The following is a 23,877-nucleotide window of genomic DNA, read 5'->3' as shown; positions in this document are numbered from 1 at the left end:
TTGGATGTTAGGCGACGGGTTCCCGAGTAGGCAATCGAGCCGAAAAGCTGAATTCTTGATCGAATTGTTACATTTCCGGTAATTGGAGATAGGGCCAACCCACTTGCATAGGGTTCAGGGGCGGCGTTTCTTTCAGACTGGTTTGTCCAACTAGCGCTCGTACCTTCACCTATGACGTAAACATCACCACCCGCCACCATTTCGATGAACATACGAAAGCCGCCATTGCTAACGTTCCCGCCTCCAAAACCCACAACGACCGCTCCAGCTGATATAAGATCACCTGCGCCTACATTTATAGTTTGACTGTTCAACGTTATGGTTCCCGGTGCGGACATGCTTCCGGAAGTGGGTCCAGCCTTGTAAACGTCAGTAACAGAGCCCTCTTCGAGCTTGATCCGGGTTACGGCAAGGTCTCCTATCATCGCCGCGTTAACGACCAGATTGTTGACAACTGCGTTTTCAATCGCAGCCCATCCCACCTGCAGGTTATCAATGAACGCCTGCTCAGATGTCAGCGTTTGAATGAAACCCAAGTCTGCAGCAATAGATGCCGTCTCGATATTGACCGCCGTTAAGCCCCAGATGTACGCGTTCGGCACGCGCAGATTTCCGCCCTCAAAAATAAAGGGTTGCGATCCAGCGGCAGCAGCACTTTCCGCAATGATGAACTGCTCGGCAATCTCAACTCTGCGGGTGGGCAATTGGGGGTCGTTTGGAGTATCCCAATAACTACCAGCCAGCCGATAATCGCCGGTATTGGCAACATCGAAGCGCGTTTCAATACCGACGCGCGCATAGCCACTCGGGCCGGACATTGCAGTGAACCTAATACGCGCTGACGATATATCGCCGGCATCCGCAGCAGATAGTTCGGTCAGGGCATCGGCGAGCGCCACGAGCCGCCCGTTCATCGGAATTATAGCCGTGGTGATCGTTTCTTCAAACGTGGCGGAAAGATCACCAACCACCGTACCAAGCGAGCGCCGCAATTCATCGAACTGCATGGCATTGGCAAGCTCCTGGTCGCCGGTCAGAACCGCTTGGGCCTGAGCCTGCTCGATCACATCGCGGATATTACCGCCCATCCAGTCGAGTAAGCCCTCGACCTGCTTGCCGAGTTCATCGAGGTCAATATCGCCATAGATGACATCGAGCGGGCCGAGTTTTATGTCGGGCGTCGGGACCGCAAGCCATGAAGTCCAATCAGTCTCACGAGCGCTGAAAGGCACATACTTGCCACGCACTTCCAAGTCAGCGTTGGGCACGAACGAGGTACTAAAGATCGGCTGAGAGGCAGTGCCAACGATATCGTCGCGATAGGCAAATTCTCCGTCGAAGAATGGCAGTTCCGACCCGGGCCAGCGGACCTGAACCCGGAAATACTCAATATCATCCATGCCGCCCTGATAAAAGGCCTCAATGCCGGGACGGCGCGCATTGGCTTCATTATCAAAGAAGATGTACGGCGCAAACGAAACGCCGGTAGCAGGTTGCGCAGGCGGATAGATCGTATGAATCGGCCCAACAGACCACGGCTGTTTCGCACTTGCTGGCGGGTCGAAGTCCGATGGGTCGATTTCGCGCAGCGTCATGGTCTGAACGAACGTCCGGCGCCCCGACATTTCGAGGATCTCGAACTGCTTGCCGTTGTAGCCTTCGGACAGAATAGTTCCATCGATCACATCACCCGGCTCTAGCAGCCAGGTAATGGGATGGAACGACGCTTGGAACATGCGGAACCGGCGCCCATCCTCCAGATAGCTATATGCCAGCCGCTGTGCTTGCTCGTTCCTGTTGACCATTGGCAGGTTCAGCCCCGCCGATAGCTTACGATTTCCGTCTGCCGTTACATAAGCAGCATTGGTTTGCGCGGGAGCCGCCTTTGGTCCCCAAGCTTCTCCGGGTTCGGAATAGCTTACTTCGACATAGTTATGCGTGTTTTCGAGCCCAGGGAACGGCGTAATTGTGCGCGGATCGGTGATCAGCAACTCGCCCTCACCAAAGCTCCAGACCGATGTACCTGGTGCGCCGCAGCGGGGCTTGTAGCTTCCAGCGCTTTCAATAAACCGACCCATCGATGAACGGGCGATTTCCTCTAGAACAGCGGCGGGCTCCATATCGACGGTGATCTCGCCGCCGATGGTGAACTGTTTCTGATTATCCCATGCTGCAAGCGTTCTGTCTGCCTCGTTCATGGCCGCGATCCATGCGGACTGGGGCAACCGCAGGGCCGGAAGATTTTGTAGCCCCCATACCCATTCTGAGCCAAAGTAAACGCCCATGAAGGCGGCATTGTACGCAATTACATAGGGGTTGGCGGTCCACTCCCATGTTTCAGGATTGTTTCTACGATGCGCGCCCGATCCGCCGACCGTCGAGTCCTTGCGTAGGTCGTAGCAGCGGAGGCCCCGGACTTCGGAAAGTATTGAGGGCGCACCATTCTGCCAAAGCTCCCGATTGTAGCGCACCGTAACGATGACATAGGCATTGCCGCGACCCACCATGTCTTCTGTGTAAGGCCGATCCGGATGATTGCCGAACCGATTGCGCAGGTAGGCATCTGGGACAGTCTGCCGGCCGTCATAGAATTTCACCCAAAGATGGTCTTTCCCTCCCTTGCGGCCCTGATTGACTGGATATCCAAATTCAGAATGCGGCTCATTCCAGCGGATCGTGCCCCATTCGCCATTTACGAAAACGCCGTTGTAGCCATCCACCGGCAAATTCGCGATTTCCAGCACATCGACAAGATAGGCATTGGGCGTTTCACCCACCTGCCCCCATGTCCCGGCATAAACCCGATGGCCAGCAACCGCAGTTGTGCCCACAAGGAAGGATAGCGGTTCATTGCCGCCCAGCCGCAGATTGAGAGAGACGCCGGGGTCCACCTGCTTTGGCGGCTTTGGCGCCATCGCTTGCGACAGGAGAGCGCCGCCAACGGCGAACGCGGTCCCAACAAGCAATTGCGTGGCAAAGCCGCCCCCGATAAGGGCGGCAGCAATAGGTGCAAGAAATGGCATAAACTAAACCTTGAAAGCGCGCGTTGCTTCGGAGCGGTCGCGGGTATCGATGCCGTTTGGCGTCACCACGAGAACCCGTTCGCCATTGAGGATGCCAAGTGAGAAACCAAAAGCGTCATCGGTCGGTATGGCCATCACATCGCCAATATGCGCAAACACTGGAGCGCTATGTTCCTCAAGATAGAGGCCCGCAAAATCGGCCATGTTATTGGCCCCTGCACGCCTCATGATGCCCAAGGCCCCACGAGCAGTCTTGTACTTGCCCTTGTGCTTTTTGGCGTGATTGGTTCCGGTCATCGCAGAAACAGCCCCGGCAACAAACAACCAGCAATCCTGATACCCAAAGGCATACGGCTTGGTCCGGACGTTATCTACATATTGGCCAAGGCGCTTGCGCCAATCGTGTTTCCGCATGATCTTCCCTATTTTTTGCTGCCCGAGAATATACCTTGCCTATCTCCCCCCTCGGCGTTCTGCCCCCAAGGGTTGATCCAGTCACCGGCCACGCCGATGTATTTGTGAAAGCCATCACCGTTGCGGGTCCGCTGGTGAGCGTCCGATCTTTTTGCGGGATTGGTGCGGGTGAGTTGCTGTGTGTCAGAAACGAACGTGAACTGGATGCCGCCTTCGCCACCAGCCGCCGGAACATTCTTGGGTGCGCCATCTACCTCACCGACAAACTCCAGCATGGCGCTTACGAAGTTGCGCGTCTGCGGGTCAAAAAGCCCCTCATAAACGGCAATCTTGGCAAGCCGCATGTCGTGGCCTGTCCACATGTCCAGAACGGTTTCATGGACCGCTGACAGAGTGACGGCCATGTCCACCACGTCCAGATCGCTGGTGCGTGGCACTTCGCCAACGTCAAGGACCGCGCCGCCGCCTACAAACGGATAGCTGGCCGGGGTGCCGGTCCAAGGAGAGACCACGGTCCCCGTCTCCGTATCGTGCTCGGTCCAGAACCCAAATGGTACGGGATCGCCTGCGAACGTTTTGACCTCAAACACCAGCATTGCTGCGGTGACGAGGCCGCGTGTATCGGCTCCTTGCAAAAGGGCGATGGCATTAGGATCGGCTGTGCGCATGGGGCTAGATCAGCTTCTGGATTGCAGAGAACGACAGGCGCTGGTGGAGCGCTCCGACTTGAGTGATGCTGTAAGAGCCGGGAATGATCTTTGCCCGCATTGCAGCCGGCGCGAGAAAAACAGGATCACCGACTGCCGCACCGGGCCTGATATGCGGGAATACTTCGAAGAGGGGACTAAGGCCCGCTCCTGACGCCGTGACAGTTTCATCAATACGGTGCATTGCGCGGCGTTTCTGACCAGTTGGGCCATATTCGAAAGCCAGCATATCACCGCGCGAAAGGACGTACCCGCTTGGCAGGCCATCGACGCGGATTTGATGGTTGTTTGATGCCAGAGTGTGAATCGTCGGGGTGGCCGCGCCAAGAATGGAGCCGTCCCTGTCCATCCGAGGCCCGAGCTTGCGAGGATTATAGACGTAAAAGTCATTCCCCGGCTGCTCCAGACGTTCGATCAGTGCCGCAATCGCTTCCGCGTCGTCGTTCGGGATCGGCCCAGTCGAAACGTCCACTTGCCAGAGAGGCGATGCCAGTTCCGTATTCAATGGCTGGCCATTGCCCAACCCGGACAACTGGTCATTGCGAGATGGCTTGAACGTGGCGTTTTCGATGGTCAGTAGGTCAATGAATGCCTGAGCCGAAAGCGGAAAAGTGATAGCCATTACCTGCCACCTGCCCGCTTACGTGGGTTCGACTGTATCTGGCGCATACGGAGCGGCAACGCCTGCTCGGACCAGTTGTTGATCCTCACTTCAGCCTCTTGACCCGCAACCTGCTTGGCAACCGCGACGATATTGCCCGAACCGTCCACCGAGACATTGACGTCAATCTGCACGCGCTGATTGGAGTTCGCCGCGCCTGATGCCATTGCCATAGACTGCTGGTGCGGGATGACCTGCGAGCCGCGCGGCAGATTTACAAGCTCCGGACCTCTCTCACCCACCCATGCAAGCCCACCAGGGGCGTAGTTCGTGCCATTGGCAAAGCCGGGGAATATGCCGGAGAGGAACCCGCCAAACCCGCCCGCCGTGCCGCCGCCAAACAGGCTCATGAACGCCTGATTGATGAGAAGTTGACCCAGAGACTTGAGAAGGTCTCCAATCGCCTGCACAGCGCTCCTTGAGCCGTCAACAAGCCCAGTAAACATGTTGGTGAAGCCCTGAGCCAGCGTGTTGTTGATGCTGATCGCCAGTTGCTGTTGCTCTTGAAGCTGCCGCGTGCGTTCCTCTGCGAGAGCGTAGGCATCGGCCAATGAGTTGATGTCTTCGATCAACTGGCTCGTGATCGGGATTTTGGCTTCCTCAGCCGCCCGCAACAGTTCCATTGCTGTGGTGAACCGCACTGCGGCAGTTTCGCCAAGATCGAACGCAAGCCGTTGTGTGTTCAGCGCATCGATGTTGTCGTTCACCGCCTTGGTCATCTGCTGATAGGCGTTGAGTTGTGATGTTGCTGCTGATGCTGCTCCACGCCTCGGAGGTGTGCCAGGGGGGCTGCCCTCGTCATCATCTCCAAACAGAGCGAACGTTCCTGAAATGAGACCCGGAGCAACGGCAGCACGCAGAGATGCCTGCCTGCCCTCAAGCTCTGCAATCAGGTCCATGAGACGCTTAAGTTCATCATTGTTGCGCTGAATTGCTGCATCGAGCGCATCGGCACCAAGTCCGCCCAGATAGAACGTCGTTTCCTCTTTGGCCCTAAGGTATTCCCGCTCGGCCATCGCATGGGCCAGCGCAGCTTTCGCCGCGTCCAAGTGCCCCCGGATCGCCTCGTTGAGCGCAGACAGGTGATCTGGCGATGATGCCGTGACATCTTTCAGGGCTTCATCAACTTCAGAAATAGCGTCGGCGGCCTGTTGCGCAGGCGATACGGTATCGCCCATCGTCATGTGGAATGCGACCAAGCCACCAACCGCCAGCGCCAATAGGCCGGCAGGGCCGGTGAGCACAGCAAGCGCCGCTGTAAAGAGCCCCGTCGCCGCTGCTGCGCCTCCCGCTGCTATTGCGTATGCACCCAGCGCCGACGAAAGGCTCACCACAACGGTAAGGAACAACTCACCATTCTCAGCGAGCAGCCGGAACCCCTCGGTTCCGAATTGAACTACAGTTCTGAGGGCGTCGGTCAGCCCTGCTTCGCCTAGCGCAATAATCGAACCCTCAATCGCCGAGTTTAGCCCCTGCAAGTCGCCCTGCAAGTTGTCGCGCATCGTTTCAGCCATTGCAGCGGCGGCGCCCTCCGCATTGCCAAGTTCTCGTGTGAGTTCGCGCAGCTTTGAATTGTTCTCAACAAGGGCGAGAATGGCAGGCGCGCCGCGATCCCCGAATATCGTGAACGCCTCTGCTGCGCTAATGTTGGCCTCACGAAGCCGATCAACGATGTCGATAAGGTCGTTGGCCTCTGGGTTAAGTTCAGCGACAGTAAGGCCCATCCCTTCAATGGCCCTCTTGGCATCGCCAGTTGGGCCGATCAGCGAAGACATTACGCGGCGCAGCCCTGTACCAGCTTGACTGCCTTGAATGCCTAGATCCGAGAGCGCGCCAATTGCAGCAGCCGTGTCGTTGATACTGATACCTAGGCTATTCGCCACCGGACCAGCCATCGCCATTGCGTTGCCAAGCTGGCTCACATCGGTATTGGCGCGGCTCGATGCCAGAGCCATGACATCAGCCGCTTCTGCCGCGTTCTGCGCAGCGATGCCAAAAGCGCCCATAACATTACTGGTAATGTCTGCGGCGCTCGCCAAATCCATGCTGGCTGCCGTAGCGAGGTTCAGAACGTCAGGTATGGCTTGGATAGACTCGGCGGCGCTAAACCCCGCCATGCCAAGAAACCGCAGACCATCAGCAGCTTGAGACGCGCTAAATTCTGTGGTTGCACCGAGTTCCTTGGCAATGTCACGCAAGGACTCCAGATCGCGCCCTGTTGCACCTGTAATTGCGGCAACCGAGGCCATCGATTGCTCAAACCCGGCGATTGTCTGCGTCACACGGGTAAAACTGAACGCTGCCATTGCCGCTGCCACAACCGGGGCCAAAGTGCGCATGGCGCGTGTAATGCCCTGTGTGGACCGCTCAGCATGCCCAGCATCCTTGTTGAACTGCCTGAGTCGATTGGACGCCACTACTACGCCGTCACTGCGGATCTCAAGGCCAAGCTGGGCTATATCCATTTGGAATTTCTCCAGACATGGTTTAGCGTTCGGCCCTCAATTTCGGAGGGACGAATGCGCTGGATTGCGATTGCGGTTTTAAGTTTGGCAGCGAGCGCAGCAGGCGCTCAGGAAAGTAGGGTTGTTGAGGCGTGCAAGGCTGCCGCTGCCCACTGGTTTGCAAGCCCGACCGTTAGGATTTCATTGGCTCAAGATTTTGCAGAACTCTCGCCACCACGCGCCCGTTTGGCGCTTAGTGCTGGCAATTTTGAATGCGAGTTCGAAAGTCGCGAGTCACCTTTGGTGCTGCAAAGACTTTCATTCCGATCCACTACCGCAACCCCAGAAAGCACTGGTGAGGTCGGGAGGAGGTTCGAGGAAGTCCGCTACCTTCTTGAGCAGGACGGGTACTAAAATACCGCATCGAAAAGATCGGGCGTGAGATTCCGGCCAGAGGTCTGTGGCTGCCCCCCGTCTTCTTTTGCCTTCTCATGGAGGTGATCAAGATAGACCCCATCCATTGCTGTTACCAAGCGGTGCAGCAGAGAAAACTCTCGTGGGCTGTTGAACCCCATACGATCTGCGTATCGATCTATTGCCACGAATGGAATTGGCCCTACGCTGACGCCAATCTGCCTATCACCGTTCAGCTTCCAGAACGCTTCAAAATACAATTCCCCGCCTGGGAGTAACTTGGGCATGGCAGTCGGGCTGGCGCCGGTATTCTCGAAATACCAGCGCACAGCCTCTATCAGTTTTTTTCCAGATCACCTGCGATCTTGGCGCGGCGGCGACCCACGATCCCAGCGGCGTACAACACCCCCTTGCGGAAGTGCTTGAAACGCGGGTCAGTGCACCACAGCTTGGCTGTTTCAGGATCGTACTTCATGGCCTTGCCATTTCGCTCGATGCCTTTCCAGTCAAGCAGCAGCGCCTTGTGAGCAGCTTCTGGCGCAAACTTCAATGCCGCCTCGATAGTCAAGGCACCATCGGTTTCCCGGTCTTCGTCGGGAGCGTCACGCCCGAGGCGCAACAGTTCTGCTTGATAGGCATCGCTGTTGTCGCCCCGAACCTTAAGGCTTACCCCCGGCAGGCCGGGGATGTCATTCACCCATTCACCGTTTTCAATTGCGTCGGTGTCATAGGCTGTTGCAAAAATATCCATACTCAGACTACCTCGTTAAGCCGGGATAACCGGGCCAATGACATTGGAATAGGCAACGGTATCGCCGCCTGTCCCGGTTGCCGTAACGCGAAGGCGCAGATAGTCGCCCTCGTTGTCGCCATCGACGGTAAGGTTTGCGGCGTTGTTGGTGCCGCCAGCCGCGGCCCATCCGCCCACGCCGTCAGCCGAAGCCTGCCACAGTTGGGCAAAGCTATCGGCGCCGGTCCAGTTGCCGTTATTGGATTCGACAATCTCGCCAACCTGAGCATCGCCATAGATGAACGGCGGGAAGGTGTTGACCGGGGGCATGTCGCCAGTAGCAGCGATGCGAACCATATTCTTGGCGCGGACCAGCTCAACCTGCATCATGCCGGCTGTGTTGGCATCGCCGCCCTGCTCAGCTGGCTCCTTCACATAGGCCGCAAAGAGACGATAGGAAGGTGTTCCGTTTTCAGGCGCGTCGGGGAATTCGACAAGGAACTGCCGCAAGCGCTTGTCCCCAGCGGCGGCATAGATTGCCACTTGGCCCGGATCACCTTCGACCACGCCGAACGTGTGCTGTTGAACACCGGGGTTCTTCGTGCCCATTTGCACGTCTTCCCAGTCCTCGTTGATATAGGGCGTGGTAATTGTTTGCTGATCGCCGCCAAGGGCGCCAGCGGTCTGCCACTTGCCGATTGGCGTCCATTCCGGATCGTTCGGCGCGAGGAAGTCATTGGCGGTAAATTCTGCGCCCGGTCCTGTCGGGGCTGTGATGACGGGGCCGATATAAATCTTTCGTCCCGCCACAGGGAATGTCTGGCTCACTTCATGTTCCTTTCATGAAAAAAGCGGCCCAAATGGACCGCCGCAAGGGTTGATTAGGTTGGTGTTACAGATCCGCCTTTGTTCCTGGTGACTCATCCGGAGGTGTCTGGTTTGATGCAAGGGTCAAACTGGAGGGACGGATGGACTATCAGCAAAAACAACTGGTCGAGCAGGTTGCGGGCGTCAGTATCGCAACGGCGGACATGACTTGTCGGCTGATCTTGCGGCTGGTCAATTTGAACAAACTAACCGCAAGTGAGGCTGTGATGATCCTGGGTGACGAGCACGGTCATCTGGAAGACCTCGCAAAACGCAATCGTCATGTACCAGGGTCAGCCTTGGTTTATGAGAGGATCGCGCAGCGCGTGAAGCAACACATGGATCAGCTTCAAGCGGACACCGGGGCGTCGGTAGAGATAGTTCGCTCAGAACCTGGGCAAGAAACTCATTAGGCGTCACGCCGCCTCCTACGCTGCAAGCAGCTTATCTAGTGTTGCTATGCCCATGCCTGCCACCTCACGCTTACTGGCGTGACGATGCGACTGCGCTTTTCGTCCTTGAACGATGTTGCGACTTCGGGGGCTTCGGTAACGCGGACAGACACACCGCCATAGGACATGCGCAAATCCGTGGGGAAATGATCAGCTATGTTACCGGCCAATTCGGTCAAGCGAGACAACTGATCGTCGTATTTCGAGTTTATCTCCGTAAGCAGGCCGATCTGGAGAATTCCAAGCCTTTGGTGCGGAGCATCGGATCCGATGAAAACTCGGCCGGGACGATTCACAAGGTGAGTAATCTCAAGGCACCATTCTTTTGGAAGCTCCTTGAGACGCGCTGGCCACAATATGGGCATATCCGCTGGCAATGGGAGCGTTAGAATACGCTCACGCAATGCCTGCCAAATCTTGCTGTTGGTGTTTGGCGTAGCCATGCACTGAACTCTCGTTTATGGTTTGCACCAATGTCAGATAAGCCGCCCCTCACAGATGAAGCCGAAATCCATGAAATGCTCCACAACATGTGGCTGCAATGTCAGGGGCGCGTCTGCGATACAGAAGAAGGCCGACAAGTTGTCGCCACGATGATCCGCCAAATCGAGCAGATGCAGCGGGCGTGGATAATCCTCAACGAAGGCGACGGGGTTAACCCACCCGAGACTGAATAATCCGGGCGCTTTCATCGACAATTTGCTGCCAGCGTTGCGCGCTCATAGCGACAAATCCGTAATCGTACTCCCGCACCCGAGAATAAGCTGCCTGGAAGCCAAGGTAGAGCGGCGTTCCCATTTCCCACCCTGCAATTTCGAGCGTGATTTGCTCCTCATTGTCCGGGAACTCACGCTGATCGCGCTGGATAGTCGGCATCGCGGTTGTCGAGGCGAGCAGTGACCGTCTTAAGTTGCCGGTGATGACGGGCATTCTCCCGCCCTCGCCAACTGGCTTGCGTATTTCGCTTGCCAGCGTCTGGGCAGATTCACGCGCCACGGCAGTCATGCGCTGTTCGGACTTTTGCGCCCACGCCGATACCGTGGCAGAAAACGAGCCAGCCATCAGGTCACGCCCTCACTGAAATCCAGCAAAATTTCCTCATCGCAAGCGCACGAAACTATCTGATCTGGCCCAGCCCCGAGGGACGAATCCAGCGGGTGCATCATGCGTGTTCCGTCAGGTAGCGTATAAGGCTCACTGAGCCCTTTTACCTCGACATTATTCATAGCAATGTGCTGGTCGCGAGCGTGCTTTCCTCTGCGCCCGGAGTGCTTCCAGCGGCGTGTTACGGCCTGCTCGGTATATCCGGTCTTCTCCAAGCCCTGAATGAACGCCTCACGCTTGGAAGCCATGACGGCCTCGCCAACTTCGGTTCGAGCAACAACCTCAGCCCGAGTAAGGAGCAATCGATCGCTGTACCGCCCAGTGATGCGCGAAACCATATCCGCCGGAACTGGCTTGCCTTCGCGGATCGCCTTGATGATCGTGCCATCGAAACGGTGATCGCGACGTGTCAATGTCGTCCCGAGTGTGCCATCACGCTTTATCCAGAATACCGGATCGCCATTTGGGCGCCGAAATATTCCGGGACCATTTGCCAAGGCTTCCCGCATTGTCCGTACATACTCGTACTGCGGGCCAGATAGCCCGAGGATTCCGCCAGACCTTCGACCGGTTGCCCGGTTTATTCTGCCTGCCAGATCATAGGCAATGGTGTTCGGGCCACGGCCCAAAGCATATCCATCGGCAATGACGGTGCGAGCCAGTCCGCGCATTTCCTCAGTCATGCGAGTGATGAACCCGCCCGCCAAGTCACGAATACGATGCTCAGCGCGCGGGAACGCCACATCAAAGCGCAAGGCTATCTGCTGGCCACTGACGGTGCGCAAGGTCGGCATTGCTGCCACGGTCCCTGCCCCGCCTGCGTAATAGGCTTGCTCCAAGGCCCTGCGCAAAGGCGTGAACGCCGCACCATCGATATTGAGGGCACGAACCGCCGCCTCTACGTCTCGCGCTCTGAGCGCCTCGACAAGCGCCGCGAGCGCTATGCCGGACGTGATTTCGTTCACGCTATCCATGAACGCGGCCTGAGCCTGCGGGTCGAACTCATCGATGATGGCTCGTATCTGCCTGCGAAGCTGTGCGCGGGTTGGCCGTCTCGCCATTAGCTACGCCCCTGCAATTCCCACATCGCCGTGGCCGGATCGCGTTTGACCGTGATAACCAAGAACGTCTGACCCTGAGCCGTAATTTTATCCCCAGGCTCGGGAACGACCGGCAGCGTATTAGCAACGATGTTTATCTTGCGATCTCCGATTTGCACCACGCTCTGAGCAATGAGCATTGTGCTATAATCATCGACAAAGCCCCGGCATACATGGTCGATAGGCGGTCCGTATGTCGGGTCTTCCCAAGGATTGGCGGGCGGGATGATCGCACCGTCCCTGTGAAACTGAATGTCATAGACCAGTTTGCCTGCCTCAAGCCCGCTCTGGATAAGATCGGCAATGCGGCCTTCGAGAAGCGAGGTCATGGGCCAATAGCCCAGATACCGATGCACTGAACGTCTTTCGGCATGCAGCCCGCGAGCATTGCATCAATCATGGTCACGACAGGAACGGCACCGGCCACAGGGTCGGCGCCGTCGCGGAATTTCACCCGAGCACTACCGGCAGCAACTTCGGCAATAGCCTCGTTGGGCACGATATTGGTGGAGAAGAAACCCGGCGTTGCCAGTTCAAGGCTTGCGGCAATATAGGTCGCTTCCTCGACAAAGGGCATTGAGGCGTCACAATGAGGCAGGAAATGCTCGACGTAATGGAAGCGGATATAATCGCTTGCCCGCACCAGCGCGGCGGTTGCCAGCGTGTCAGAAGCCTGTGTGGGGGCATTGTCTCCCCGCGCAAGGGCATATGCGCGCCAATCCTCTATCGTGCCGTACATGACCGCCCCTGTGGCTGGAATGGAGGGTATGAGCGCAGTTGCCCGCGCCCAATGTTATTCAGGCTTCGTCGCCAGTTCTTCGAGCGCCTTGACGATTTCGTCCTTGCTGCTCGGCGTCTTGTCGCCCAGAAGCTTGCGGGCCTCAGCGGCAAAGGTCTGGAAGTGTGTGCCATCAGTGGCCATCGCGAGGACTTCCACAGCGGTCTTGGGTGCATCACCGCCCGCCGGGTTGGTTACAGCGGACTTCCCGCCAGCCCCGCCCGATATTACCCGGTAGCGACCGCCCCAGCCCTTGGGTTCTTCCTTGACGGTCAGTTCGGTGCCGACAGGTATTTCGCCATTGACGCCGTAAATTCCCTTGGCAGTGATTTCGATACGCATTGCAGCGATCCTTTCATGTGGTGGAGTGTGGGCATACAAAAAGGGGCCAGAGACCCGGCCCCTTCATAATGCTCGCCAGTAGAGCGGCTTAGTTCACGACTACCGAGTAGAACACTCCAGCTTTGCCGTTGAAGTCGGCCCGGATTTCCAGACCCATCGCCCCCATAAGGAGGAAATTGTAGTCATCTACCGGGTTGAGCCGAACAGCCGCTGTGGTGTTGACTGCCATGCCGACCAACGGGCGGATATAGTTCGCGTTCGGCACAAAGCCGAAGAACTGGTTTCCGCTCAACTTGTAAGTTACGCCGATCTTCCTGATACGGCGATTGGTCAGCACAAAGTCCATGATGCGACCACCCTTGAACCCCGCAGAACCCGAATACTGGCGATCCCAGTTGCGGGCGATTTCCGGCGAGATATAGAGGTTCACCGGCTCAGTGATGAGGTTGGCATCCAGCATGGCACCGAACGGACCGGTGAAGAATGCATCAATTTCATCAGCAGTGGTTGAAGTGGATGCGAGGTCGATATTCGCCCCACCAACAGCCGAACCCAGATTGATGGACTTGGACAGCGGGTGGGTGCGAATACCGTAACCAGTAGTGCCCTCGAATGTCAGCGTATCGTCGCCGTCGAGCGCATAGTCGGCCTGATCCTCGCGGATCTTCGCGGTGTGTGCTTCCTGATCGTCCGACAGGGCGTCGAAGTTCTCAGATTGCAGCGTGTTCCACTCGCGCCACGACCGGCCATAGCCGGTGTTGAAGATCGGCACGAGGGTGTTGCGGTAGTCGTAAGTGACCTTATCGATCACCTCTGGCACCTTGCCCGAGAGAGACCGGCGAACCGTGCCAGCATCGCTCGAAACGCGGTTGCCAAAGACGATCTTGCCAATATGGACCGGGCGGGCCAAGGGCATCAGATCGGCCATATAGGTCTGGCCTTCATCGTCGCGCATTACGCGGCGAGTAATGGTGTCCATTTCCAGCCAGGCGTCACGCGGCAGAACGGCGGCCGAGTTGGTCACAAGACCAGTGCTCGACGCCAGTTCGGCCAGGTTTTCCTCGTGGATATGGAATGCCTCGCGCTGAGCGCCAACCTCATTCCACCATTGACGGTGGGGGCGAGAGTTGGCGACGAGGCTTTCGTCAAAATAGCGCATCGGGTTTTCTCCTTATCGACCGCGATTAACCAGCCTCGCCCTGCGGACCCTGTGCACCCGGAATGCCCGAGACACGAATGCGGATCAGCTGGTCGGCACCAGTGTTGTTGTTGTAAACCTCGTCGGAAAACGCGACGATATTGTCCTCGCCCGGCGTTGCAATGGCGAGCTTGCCGCCAGCCGCAAGTTTGAGCGGGGTACCCACGGCGGTGATATTCGTGCCGGTAGCGATGACGGCGGCGTAGTGAGTGTCGCCCTCAAGTTCGAGGCCCAGAACGGTATCGCCGCGCACAACCGGAGGACCGGCTGCATAGGCACCGTAGGCAACGTCCACGCCCTTCATGGCGAGATAGTTTTCCTGCGCCAGCCAGAGCTTGCCGACCGTTTCGGCACCAGCGTTGACGAACCGCCCCGAGGACAGCACGACAAACGTGCCGGGAAGGATGGTCGAGCTTGCTCCGGCTTCCGCTTCACGAACCTGCGGATCGTTCTTGCGGGCCGGGCCCAGATGAATGCGATTGTAGCGTGCCATGTCGGCTTACTCCTTTTCGCCAGCAGGCAGCTTGAAGCCCGCTTTCTTGTCGTTATTGCCCTTGAACGCCCCGTTCAGGGCGGCGGCTTGACCAGGTTCAGCCTTGGGGGCAAGGGCGCGAGCAGCGTTCAGGGTGAGTTCGCCGGCTGCGGCCTCGTCCATGAGGTTTGCCTTGACGATCTTCTCGCGAAGTTCCGTCAATTCGGCATCGTCTTTGGCCTTCTGGTTGGCGGTGATTTCGGCCTGGGCGTCGACCAGCGGCTTGACCGCATTGGCAACAGCCTCACCAATGGCCTTGCCGAGGTTTTCGGCAGAAACGCTTTCCGAGAGGGTCTTCACCTCATCGGAAAGCGCCTTGAACTGCTCATCAGAGACAGCCATGTCGTCTTCCTTTCGATTGACAGAGGGTTCCCGCTCGGTGCCCACAAAGGCATCCATGATTGCGGTCTTGATGCGCTCCCAAACCCCGGCATGTTCCCGGCGCGTGAGAGCTTCGACTAGACGGTGCCCCGCATAGTCGATCTCTTGGTCAAGCACGTCCGTCAGGGACGAGTTGATGACCTCGATTTCTTCGGATTCGCCATTGGCGTTCACCAGCATGCCGACGCCCTGCTCAGGGGTGGCGGCGCCTTCCTCGTTGAGAAGGATGGCGTCATGATCCCATACGAGACTGCGGGCGATCTTGGCATAGGTCTTGTTGTTCTGGACGGGCTCCAGCTTGCACAGCAATCCAGTGCTGGTGTGGATCGGACCGCCTGCCTCGATAGCAGCGAGAACCGCCTTGCCGCCCTCGCTCCGATTCGCGACCTCAACGTCAATCACCTTATCGAGCAGAACCCGGCCATCCTCTTGGCGCACGTTCTCATTCCAAGCGCCGATATAACCGAGGTTTATGCCCTCGGGGTCACGGGCCGAAACGAACTTTCCGTTGACCATTGGGTGCCCAAGGGGTGCCGGGGTGCGCTCAAGCTGGCGGTATGAATTGGCGATCTCATCGGCGGGATAGAGCACCTTGCCCTGCGATCCGTTCATAACGACATCATCGGGCATTGTGGCGGACGGGACGATAATCACGTCACGCCCATTGCGCTTGGTCTTGCGCACGGCAGCCGCGTTCGCGACCGCCCGCACATTGACACGGACTGTCTGGGGCACTGGTTTCTCTCCGGTGTTGGTCAGGCGGCGTCTTCTGCCGGGTCTGATGGGGGCGGCAATGCGTCAATCGCATCATCGTTAGGGTCATCGCGGAACTTGTCGGCCTCGCTCAATGGCTCATAGCCAACCGCAAAGCGGATTTCCTCGGAGGTGAACACTACCTCGCCCGAGTCCTTCATCTTCTGGTTCACATCGGCCATCTTGTCGGCGCGCTCGATCTTTTCGCCCATCGATGCCTCAGTCAGATCGGCCCAGTCCAAATACCAATCTTTGCCAGTGGGCAGGATGCCGAACCGAACAAACCGCTTCACCATCGCCATGATGATCGGCACGACCTCATTGGCGCGGCGTGACATGTTCGTCTGCGCCCATTCATTGGCGTCTTCTGTGCTGGCCCGCTCCCCGATCTGGTTGCCCACGAGGATTTTAACCGGGATGGGCACCGATGCCGCGGCGCCTTGCAATGGAGCGGCCCAGAAGTGTTCCGGGCTGGGCAGGGTCACGCCAAGGGTCTTTGCGCTCATGCCCTGGAGCATCAGAAGCTGGTCAAAGCCCTTCTGCCAGTCCGCGACCTGTTCATTCATCTTATCGGCAATGTCGGTCTGCGCTACGCCCATAGCCTTGGCCATATCGGCAATCTTGGCTTCCTTGTCGACCTCAAGCACTGGGGCTGACTTGGCGTTCTTCCAGAACCCCTCGCCACCTGCCCCGCTGATCTTCTCCAGCGTCATCAGGTCGTTGTAACCCGGCTCAAGCATGGAATCGGAGTGCACCGTCTCATCGCGCGACCAGATCACTACGCGGTCGGGGTGAACAAGCATCTGGCGATTGTTCGCCTTTCCAGTCTCAACGTTGGCCTCGTTGAACTGGTACATTTTTGGCTCGCCATAGGTTTCCGACTGCGGATCAGTGTCCCATTCGGAAACCTCAAGCTGCCCAGCCCATGCCGGGATTATTTTGGCAATGCCGTCCAGACCGCCCGGAACGCGATCCACAGGGTCTTGCCAGCGCCCGTTATCACGAAAGCTCAGAAGCACCCCGGCATACCCACCAACAAGCGCCATACGGTCAGCGTCGGCCAGCCTTGCCCAGAACCGCAGGTCATCGAAGCGGACCCGAATTTCCCTTTCGAGCGCGGTTTCCTTCTTGGTGCCATTCTCGGACCCATCCCGCTCTTTTTCGAGCAGGTACGGCATGGACTCCCACGTCTTGAGAATGGTCTTGTTGACCATCGCATGGGCGATGCCGTTGCGAAGGTACATTTTGTAGAGCAGATCGAAGGTGAGCGTTTCGGGATATCCGAAATCACGGTACGTGTTGTGCTTGGCGCCGACAAAGAAGCCGGGGAACATGGTGGCAAGGCTACGGGTGGCCGCGTTGCCGATAGTGGTCAATGCGTTCATCTGTGCCTCTATCTATGGCGACTGGTTAGGAACATGGCAGCGGTCGCCGTCTCAGGCGGTTCTACAAACGTCAGCATCAGCGCATCGGCATGGTCAGGGCTCGATATGCCCCGACGCTGAAGCGCTTCCTTTTTCTCAATAACGATCTTGCCGCGCTCGTTGCGACCCCATTTGACCAGCGACAACTGGAGGCACAGCGCATCGCTGTCCTGATCGCCGCTTGGCAGTGCGAGCAAGTCTGAGACCGGGTGTTCTTTCCCGTCCTCTTTGTCCTCAATCCAGAGGACGTGTTCATGTGTGCGCTGCAAAGCCGTTCTACACAGCCACCAGATTTCCGCCTTCTGGTTGCCGAACATCTCCTCAGAGGTGCGGCCATCTGGCCAGAGACGCGCGCTGGGCGGCGTTCCGGTGTTGACGGCCACAACAGTCAGGTGAGCAAACCGGCCCGCCCTATCGGCATCTGCGCCTGTTTCATCATCATTCCGGTGCATCAACGTGGAGGACACGCCGGCCCCAACGCCTGGGGCATCGAAGTTCAGCGCATCGCAACCGTTGTCGACGGCTGCTTCCAGCCCCCACCAAGCCGTTCCTGTTGTGTCTGGGCTCCCACGAGACAACGGGGGGAGGACAACCGGCCCTTTGCGGGGCACAGAAACCGACTTGCCTTTGCCAGCGCCAACGTCCAGCCCAACAACGCCCGCGTTTGACGGCTTAAGGCGAGGTTCCAGAGCCATAACGCGCTTTGCGCTCTCAACCCATGCGGCCGGGATGCAAACGCCCTCTACGGACGCGCTGTAGTCAATATCGTATTCGCTCGCCCATGTGGTCGGGTCAGAGAACGACGACTTCTTGGCTTCCGCCCATGCCTCAGTCTTGCGCGGGTCATCACGCCAATGCAGGCGCATGATTTGGTGCGGCTTCAGGACCGAATGGCGCTTGCGGGCGAACAGATTGCCCATGCCATTGACCGACGAAACCCAGATCACGCATTCGGTGTTGCCCGATAGGGCCTTCTCCACCGATTCCGCATTGGGCACGAACGCCGCTTCATCAACGAAATAGACCGACGACCGGCCACCACGGCCCATGTCGTCGCCACCTTCGCCCGAGATCACCGCACCCGTCTCAGGGTTGGCGATCCGCATGTAATTGTCGTGCTGCGCCCACGCGAAACCCTCGGGCAGCATTTCGACAGGCAAGCGCCGGAGCATGATCCGCAACTTGGCAAAGATCGCGTCCGGGTTGTCCTTCTTGTCAACGTAATCAACCTTGCGGCTGCCGAACGTGGCCTTGAATCCCGGAACAAACAGCCATTGATGAAGCGCAAAGCCTGCGGTGAGGTATGTCGCCCCCGTGTCCCGGCTCTTTTCGATCAGCCCTTCCTCTGCGGCATCAACGCGCTGAGAGAGCCAATTGATTGCCTCGCGCTGTTTCGGCCATAGCTTGAACTGCACATACGGGCTCTTACGAGACCCGTCAGCGTTCCTTTGGCCTGTCAGGCGCGGATCATAGGTGTAAACCCATTTGTCGAACCAGTAGCAGATATCAGCGGCGCAGCGCTCTTTCTCGCGCTCCCATCCGCCTTGGCTGTCCTCAATGTCACGCTTCTTGCGCTGACCCTGTATCGCCTCCCACAAGCCCGAGCTTTTGGAGAACGGGGTAGGCCTGTTCAAGACTGGCAAGTTCATCTGGTGATAGCCCGTCCAAATCCTTGGCCGTGAGTGTGATGATCTGAACCGATCCGCTCATGCGACGGTTCTCAACACCAAGCCCGAACAGCTTTGCCTTGCCGGCCGTTGACTGGTTGGCAGCCCCGAGCTGCTTTTCGGCAATAGCAATAGCCCGAACTTCGTCATACTCGGCGGCAAGGCTTTCTATGGTCACCTCGACCTTTTTGACGGCCTTGGCTTGCAGCTCGGCTACACGTGTTAAAATGTGTTGCTTGCGCGAAAGGCTCGCGGCGTTGTGGCGATTACGCTTATAGCCCGCCTCCACATACGCATCTGACGCGCTGAGACCTTTCGCAAGCCCTTGGGCAAAAGCCTCATGCTTGGCGTTCTTGAGAGTGGGCATCAGTCTGCTTTGGGTTGTTGGGTTAGAGGCCGACGATCTGGAAGTGATTGACCACAAACCAGATTGCGAACCCGATTCCTCCGACTGTCATCAGCGCAAGAGCGGCAAGCCCGAGTATTGCGAGAAAGAACAGCGGGCGAAGGTCTGGGAGACTGAACGGTCCCATGAAGCTCTCCTGCGATTGAATGAAGCAAGGGCCTCTCACCCTTTCGCCGGCATTAGCCCCGGATGGCATGGTGAATTGAGACGAGCGCGGCTCTAGTTGCACATACCATCACTCTAATACGCCCGCCTCAAACTGGTTGCAGGAGCGGGAATCGAACCCACGATCTACCCGTTATGAGCGGGTGGCCTTACCACTTGGCTATCCTGCGATAATTGGTGCGCACTTTCCGCCAGCGCGCGGGCTACCTTCTTATCGAGACCGCCTGAGACGATCCGGATAAGAAGGCCGCGCCACCCGTAGATGACGCGACTGTTCTGGCAATGCGGGGGTTAGGTGGGTATTCGATGGTCGAGCGGGCCGCGATAGCTGGTATCGGGCGGGCTTTCCTCCACATCGGCCAGGTTCAGGCAAAGGGGTGCGATCTGCGGGTGGCGCATCGTGTGTCCTTTCGATGTGTGGAGGTTTCGAGACAGCTTGTTCAGCGTATCTGGAATGCGCGTATATTTCGGTGATTTGACCCACTTTGTCGAACAAGGTTTAGCAGGCCGTTCGGTATCAGCGATCAATCATGCTTGTGATATTGGCGATTTCCTGCCCGTGATCGGCTTCGCGCTGCCGCTCTCGGGCTACCGGGTCACGCTCATCTGGCCGGATCCAGCTTTGATCGATAGGGTCGCCCGGCTCGGCAAACTCCATTGTCGTGACGCCGCCCACTGTCCAGCCGCGGTGCCAAGCGACGATCACGACCTCGCTGCCCTGCACCTCGACCGGCATGCCTTTAGCCTGCATCGCAGCGCATACCGTGAGCCAATCGCGATCAGATGGCAAGATCACAAACTGCATTACCACGGCTTCACCCCTGTCCGGTTCAATTGGGCCGCGATCTGTCCAGCCGCATAGTCCCTGTGGCGCTGGAAAGTCGTCAGGGGCATGTGGAGCCGTTCGGCTACCTTCCTGCCGCTCAGGCCGCGCGCCCTGCCCTTCACAGCCGCAATCAATATGCGTCGATGATCAGGATAGGCCGCGACCAGCTTAAGCCATGCCTTATGCTCTCCCTTGCCGAACAATATCAGGTCCGATCGGCTGATCTCGTGGCTGTTTGGCTTGATGCGCGCCAAGAGCCTTTTCCGCATTGTCGTCTCGCCTTTGCGCTGGGCTTCCACCTCCATCAGCTTTTGCTCGGCAATGTCCGACGCGCTGTATTCATATTCCGGCATAGCCGCCTTGAGGCGCTTGTGGCCTACCGGGCCGGTGGTGGCATTCAGGACGCGGAATGCTTGTGCCAGCGCGTCCGTGACGCTCTTGGCGCACCATTGCTTTGTCTGGGGGCGGTCGAGGGTGGTGTGCATGTGTGACCTATTTCCTCAATGACTTGAGCGCGGCCAATCGCGCTTCGAGTTCTTCAATCTCAGTCTCGACAGCATCGGACGCCGCCTTGAAACAATCGCCGTCATAATGGCAAAATCCGTCTGAGGCGCAGGTGCCCGAAGCGTTCTGGCACTTCATCATTGCCTTGGCGAAGCGCTCGTGGTCAGCGTCAGTATCGCCTTCCGGCGCAAGCCATTTTTCGTATGTCCTACCCATCTACGATGGCCTTGAATAAATCGTCCTGTGCCACTTGCACCAGTATCTGCCGGCACAGTTCCGGCAAATCGATCCCGCGCTTCACGGCCTCATCGGCCAGCAGCGTCCTATGTTTTGCCGCCAGCATCACTTTGACCGGGCCGTGGGTGTGTCTGTCGCCTTCCAGTTTGTGGCCCCACTCGCTCAGCATGGCCGTGATGAGGTTCGGCGGGACACCATCCCCCAAGGCTCGCGCTATTGCCGGGGCTGTCATGCCCTGCCCTGTCATCAGGCCGATCTTGAACGCGCGGCGGTTGCTCCACTTCTCGACAAACAGCGGGTGTCCGAGTCTTTCGTCCTCACGCCCGAACATACCAAGCTGAACTTCATCACTAGAATGGTGGCTCATCTGTCGACCCCTCCATTTCTCGCTTCACATCGTCGGGCAATGCCGGGGGCGATGGATCATCGATCAAGGGAGCGTTGTAACTTTCGGCCCGTTTATCCTTGCCCAGTGACCATATGATTTTCTTATCGTTATCCCGGCCCATGTAGCCGTTGTTCTGGAGCGTTGTTGTGGTGCGCTTGAGCAATGCCGTGAGTTCCGTCATACGGGCCTCTGGCTCGTCCTCTGGGGCCTTGAACTGCATTCGCTGGCGGACATAGGCAACGAAGTCCTTTTGGCTCACACAGCGCTTAATCTGAGGCCCTACGCGCACCCCTGAGGGCATATCCTGCCCATGATCGGAAAGCGCGTCGTTCAATGCTTCAAGCACAAGCCGTTGATCCTCTGAATTGATCTTGCCTTTGGGTTCGTTGTCGCGTTCCCGCCTTGCCGGCCGAGCGCAAACCATTGTCTTGAACGGCTCTCCATCCTCATCGCGTTCATCGAGTTCAACTTCGGCAAGCACCAACGCCCATGAGATATTGGCGGCGCCGTTCTTGTTCTTTGCCAGTCGCGCCCGTCTGATCGGGCGCTTGTCACCGTCGAGGATTGGCCGGGGCTCATCCTTCCGGTTCTGGGGAAAGGTCATCATCGGCTTGAGCTCGATCACGTTGGGCACGTTGGCAACAATGGCTGTGGACCCCCGCACCCTCGTGCCGCCCGCGTTCATGTGGTGGACAATGCAAACCGTGGCGCCTGTTGCCTCCCTGATCCGGTTCACCCTGCCCAAGACCTTGCTCGCCTCGCCTGAGCTGTTTTCGTCCATGCCCTCGGTTGCCATTGAAAGCGTGTCGATGATGATGAACTCAAGCGAGCCGTAGAACTCTTTCCACTCCAGACACTCGGCAATGAACTTGTCGACCTGCTCATCGCTCATCAGCGAGAAGCCGTGCCCGCCATTGGCAAACGGGTCCATGATCACATAGGGCACATCGGCGTCCGGGCTGATGCCGTGGTGTTTCCGGTATCCCTTGTGGCGCAACTCGGTGCCCTTGCCGTCCTCCACTGCCATGTGGATTACAGCGCCCTGTTTCACCCTATGACCGGCATAGTCGATGCCACGGGCGATCTTCATGCCCATGTCCATGACAAGGAAGGATTTGCCAGCCTGGCTTTCCCCGGCAATGATCAGAATGCCGTTGCGCTCGATCAGGTGCTTTACGAGCCAGTCGTAGATCACAGGCTTTTTGGCAATGCTGTTGCTTGTCTGGGCGCCAAATGCAGACTTGGGCGGCTTTGGCTTCCAATCCGGTAGGCTGTCGATAATGCGTTGCAGTTCTTCTGCCGTACCGCCTGCCTCTACCCAATCGGTAACGTCGCCCTTGGCCGGGAAGTTCGGGACGTGCTCGGCGAAGTCCAGAACCCGAATGCGGCGCGCAATGCCCTTCATGGACTTGGCCAGCGTATCAGCTCTATCCCCTGCCTCGTCATTGTCGAGGCAGATCACCACATCGGCGTCTTTGAAGTTTGCCGAATGCTCATCGGTCCAGTGCTTGGACCCTGCGCTGTTCGTCGTGCCGCACATGCCAAGATCAGCAACTGTGTCGGCGTCCTTTTCGCCCTCAATAATGACAACGGGCTGACCGTCGGCTATTGCAATTTCAACCGCTGGATGGCGGTATATCGTGGTCTCGACCGCATCGAACCAACGCGCCTCGTGCTCGGGCCATTTATCCGCCTTCTCCTGATTCCACGGCGACCAGTCCTTGCCGGGGCCGGGGCGTATATAATCGCCAGCTTTTACACCCCAGACATTGGAGCCATCATCAAGGCCAGACGGGCGGCGATGCAGGAAGGTTTTCCATGTGCCCTTGCCGTCCTTGGTCTTTGCCCATGAACCGTCCGGCAGCCGGATTTGAAACCGCACGACCTCGTAAAGCAAGTTTCCGTCATTGTCGGTGTATGGGTATACCTTGACGGGAACGCGCCCCTCGCGCTCAGCGCGGGCCTGTGGCTGGCTTTTCTGCGCTCTGGGTTGCTCCGGTGCCCGTGCCGGTCCTTTCGCCACCTCCATGCCTTCTGGCATCGGAATGCCCGCAAGCTCAGCAACGGTCTGGACAGCCTCGGGGAAAGTCATGCCCTGGCTTTCAGTCAGAAATGCAAAATGGTCCCCTGACACTCCACAGCCAAAGCAATGATAGGATTGCTTGTCGTCTGTCGCATGGAAGCTGGGCGAGTTCTCGCCGTGAAAAGGGCAGCAGGCCCATTTGTCGCCATCCCTGCCCTTGCCTTGCTCCCAAGTGACGTAGTTCCCCACGAGATCGGTAATACGGACAGCGGCGCGAAGTTCGTCTAGGAATTGCTCGGAGAACCGCTCAGCCATTCGCCCTCCTACGCCCTTTCAG

28 protein-coding genes and 1 tRNA gene are annotated in these 23,877 nt (G+C 57.9%); 2 read left to right on the top strand and 27 right to left on the bottom strand.

What is annotated here, in order from left to right; genetic code table 11:
* The 8 genes from EO133_RS04180 to EO133_RS04150 form a co-directional block, all read right to left on the bottom strand.
* Positions 1 to 3,023: phage tail protein (locus tag EO133_RS04180; protein ID WP_248297982.1), on the bottom strand; the 3,023-nt coding region annotated here is incomplete at its 3' end.
* 3 nt (positions 3,024 to 3,026) lie between these two features.
* A complete protein-coding gene (locus EO133_RS04175; RefSeq protein ID WP_127071424.1) occupies positions 3,027 to 3,437 on the bottom strand; it encodes a DUF6950 family protein in 411 nt (136 codons plus the stop codon).
* 8 nt (positions 3,438 to 3,445) lie between these two features.
* The gene (locus tag EO133_RS04170; RefSeq protein WP_127071423.1) at positions 3,446 to 4,105 is read right to left on the bottom strand and encodes a hypothetical protein; all 660 of its coding nucleotides are present in this window, start codon (positions 4,103 to 4,105) and stop codon (positions 3,446 to 3,448) included.
* Between the two features lie 4 nt (positions 4,106 to 4,109).
* Positions 4,110 to 4,766: a hypothetical protein gene (locus tag EO133_RS04165; protein ID WP_127071422.1), complete on the bottom strand. Its 657-nt coding sequence runs from the start codon at positions 4,764 to 4,766 to the stop codon at positions 4,110 to 4,112.
* Positions 4,766 to 7,270, bottom strand: a complete 2,505-nt coding sequence (locus EO133_RS04160; RefSeq protein WP_127071421.1) for a phage tail tape measure protein — start codon at positions 7,268 to 7,270, stop codon at positions 4,766 to 4,768. The genes EO133_RS04165 and EO133_RS04160 overlap by 1 nt, the downstream gene beginning before the upstream one ends.
* Before the next feature lie 389 nt (positions 7,271 to 7,659).
* Entirely contained in the window at positions 7,660 to 7,950 is a 291-nt protein-coding gene (locus tag EO133_RS20800) for a phage tail assembly chaperone (protein ID WP_428372631.1), read from the bottom strand.
* A gap of 50 nt (positions 7,951 to 8,000) precedes the next feature.
* Complete coding sequence (locus EO133_RS04155; RefSeq protein WP_127071420.1) at positions 8,001 to 8,414, bottom strand: hypothetical protein; 414 nt, start codon at positions 8,412 to 8,414, stop codon at positions 8,001 to 8,003.
* A 15-nt stretch (positions 8,415 to 8,429) separates the two neighbouring features.
* On the bottom strand, positions 8,430 to 9,221 hold the full coding sequence (locus EO133_RS04150; protein WP_127071419.1) for a hypothetical protein: 792 nt from the start codon (positions 9,219 to 9,221) through the stop codon (positions 8,430 to 8,432).
* A gap of 140 nt (positions 9,222 to 9,361) precedes the next feature.
* Here EO133_RS04150 and EO133_RS04145 point away from each other — a divergent pair, with 140 nt between their 5' ends.
* A complete protein-coding gene (locus tag EO133_RS04145; RefSeq protein ID WP_127071418.1) occupies positions 9,362 to 9,673 on the top strand; it encodes a hypothetical protein in 312 nt (103 codons plus the stop codon).
* Between the two features lie 44 nt (positions 9,674 to 9,717).
* On the opposite strand, the gene EO133_RS20795 is transcribed toward EO133_RS04145, so the two are convergent.
* Positions 9,718 to 10,077: a phage tail terminator-like protein gene (locus EO133_RS20795; RefSeq protein ID WP_371870947.1), complete on the bottom strand. Its 360-nt coding sequence runs from the start codon at positions 10,075 to 10,077 to the stop codon at positions 9,718 to 9,720.
* Between the two features lie 108 nt (positions 10,078 to 10,185).
* Here EO133_RS20795 and EO133_RS04135 point away from each other — a divergent pair, with 108 nt between their 5' ends.
* Positions 10,186 to 10,389 (top strand): hypothetical protein, encoded by a 204-nt coding sequence (locus tag EO133_RS04135; RefSeq protein WP_127071416.1) that lies wholly within the window; start codon positions 10,186 to 10,188, stop codon positions 10,387 to 10,389.
* Here the strand turns inward: EO133_RS04135 and EO133_RS04130 are convergent.
* From EO133_RS04130 to EO133_RS20150, 18 genes are all read right to left on the bottom strand, one after another.
* The gene (locus tag EO133_RS04130) at positions 10,367 to 10,774 is read right to left on the bottom strand and encodes a hypothetical protein (RefSeq protein ID WP_244640912.1); all 408 of its coding nucleotides are present in this window, start codon (positions 10,772 to 10,774) and stop codon (positions 10,367 to 10,369) included. The genes EO133_RS04135 and EO133_RS04130 overlap by 23 nt on opposite strands.
* Entirely contained in the window at positions 10,774 to 11,877 is a 1,104-nt protein-coding gene (locus EO133_RS04125) for a head morphogenesis protein (protein WP_127071415.1), read from the bottom strand. The genes EO133_RS04130 and EO133_RS04125 overlap by 1 nt, the downstream gene beginning before the upstream one ends.
* On the bottom strand, positions 11,877 to 12,245 hold the full coding sequence (locus tag EO133_RS04120) for a hypothetical protein (protein WP_127071414.1): 369 nt from the start codon (positions 12,243 to 12,245) through the stop codon (positions 11,877 to 11,879). The genes EO133_RS04125 and EO133_RS04120 overlap by 1 nt, the downstream gene beginning before the upstream one ends.
* Positions 12,242 to 12,655 (bottom strand): hypothetical protein, encoded by a 414-nt coding sequence (locus EO133_RS04115; protein ID WP_127071413.1) that lies wholly within the window; start codon positions 12,653 to 12,655, stop codon positions 12,242 to 12,244. The genes EO133_RS04120 and EO133_RS04115 overlap by 4 nt, the downstream gene beginning before the upstream one ends.
* 54 nt (positions 12,656 to 12,709) lie before the next feature.
* The gene (locus tag EO133_RS04110; protein WP_127071412.1) at positions 12,710 to 13,036 is read right to left on the bottom strand and encodes a hypothetical protein; all 327 of its coding nucleotides are present in this window, start codon (positions 13,034 to 13,036) and stop codon (positions 12,710 to 12,712) included.
* An 88-nt stretch (positions 13,037 to 13,124) separates the two neighbouring features.
* On the bottom strand, positions 13,125 to 14,195 hold the full coding sequence (locus tag EO133_RS04105; protein ID WP_127071411.1) for a major capsid protein: 1,071 nt from the start codon (positions 14,193 to 14,195) through the stop codon (positions 13,125 to 13,127).
* Positions 14,196 to 14,220: 25 nt separating this feature from the next.
* On the bottom strand, positions 14,221 to 14,727 hold the full coding sequence (locus EO133_RS04100; RefSeq protein ID WP_127071410.1) for a hypothetical protein: 507 nt from the start codon (positions 14,725 to 14,727) through the stop codon (positions 14,221 to 14,223).
* A gap of 6 nt (positions 14,728 to 14,733) precedes the next feature.
* Positions 14,734 to 15,882, bottom strand: a complete 1,149-nt coding sequence (locus tag EO133_RS04095) for a hypothetical protein (RefSeq protein ID WP_127071409.1) — start codon at positions 15,880 to 15,882, stop codon at positions 14,734 to 14,736.
* Positions 15,883 to 15,902: 20 nt separating this feature from the next.
* Positions 15,903 to 17,285 carry an anti-CBASS protein Acb1 family protein gene (locus EO133_RS04090; protein WP_127071408.1) on the bottom strand — a complete coding sequence of 461 codons (1,383 nt, stop codon included), beginning with the start codon at positions 17,283 to 17,285 and terminating at the stop codon, positions 15,903 to 15,905.
* Between the two features lie 8 nt (positions 17,286 to 17,293).
* Positions 17,294 to 18,958, bottom strand: a complete 1,665-nt coding sequence (locus tag EO133_RS04085) for a hypothetical protein (protein WP_127071407.1) — start codon at positions 18,956 to 18,958, stop codon at positions 17,294 to 17,296.
* Complete coding sequence (locus EO133_RS04080; protein WP_127071406.1) at positions 18,885 to 19,358, bottom strand: terminase small subunit; 474 nt, start codon at positions 19,356 to 19,358, stop codon at positions 18,885 to 18,887. Before EO133_RS04080 ends, EO133_RS04085 begins: the two co-directional genes overlap by 74 nt.
* Before the next feature lie 22 nt (positions 19,359 to 19,380).
* A complete protein-coding gene (locus tag EO133_RS20155; RefSeq protein ID WP_164734883.1) occupies positions 19,381 to 19,524 on the bottom strand; it encodes a hypothetical protein in 144 nt (47 codons plus the stop codon).
* Positions 19,525 to 19,657: 133 nt separating this feature from the next.
* A tRNA-Ile gene (locus tag EO133_RS04075) sits at positions 19,658 to 19,732 on the bottom strand.
* Positions 19,733 to 20,079: 347 nt separating this feature from the next.
* On the bottom strand, positions 20,080 to 20,367 hold the full coding sequence (locus tag EO133_RS04070; RefSeq protein WP_127071405.1) for a hypothetical protein: 288 nt from the start codon (positions 20,365 to 20,367) through the stop codon (positions 20,080 to 20,082).
* Positions 20,367 to 20,873 carry a hypothetical protein gene (locus EO133_RS04065; RefSeq protein WP_127071404.1) on the bottom strand — a complete coding sequence of 169 codons (507 nt, stop codon included), beginning with the start codon at positions 20,871 to 20,873 and terminating at the stop codon, positions 20,367 to 20,369. Before EO133_RS04065 ends, EO133_RS04070 begins: the two co-directional genes overlap by 1 nt.
* Positions 20,874 to 20,880: 7 nt before the next feature.
* A complete protein-coding gene (locus tag EO133_RS04060; protein WP_127071403.1) occupies positions 20,881 to 21,108 on the bottom strand; it encodes a hypothetical protein in 228 nt (75 codons plus the stop codon).
* Positions 21,101 to 21,496 carry a hypothetical protein gene (locus EO133_RS04055; protein ID WP_127071402.1) on the bottom strand — a complete coding sequence of 132 codons (396 nt, stop codon included), beginning with the start codon at positions 21,494 to 21,496 and terminating at the stop codon, positions 21,101 to 21,103. The genes EO133_RS04060 and EO133_RS04055 overlap by 8 nt, the downstream gene beginning before the upstream one ends.
* Positions 21,480 to 23,855 carry an AAA family ATPase gene (locus EO133_RS20150; protein WP_164734882.1) on the bottom strand — a complete coding sequence of 792 codons (2,376 nt, stop codon included), beginning with the start codon at positions 23,853 to 23,855 and terminating at the stop codon, positions 21,480 to 21,482. Before EO133_RS20150 ends, EO133_RS04055 begins: the two co-directional genes overlap by 17 nt.
* Positions 23,856 to 23,877: the final 22 nt, after the last annotated feature.

Source organism: Pelagibacterium lentulum (assembly GCF_003992625.1).
In the GTDB taxonomy this organism is placed as follows: domain Bacteria; phylum Pseudomonadota; class Alphaproteobacteria; order Rhizobiales; family Devosiaceae; genus Pelagibacterium; species Pelagibacterium lentulum.
This window is presented reverse-complemented; position numbering and strand designations above follow the sequence as displayed.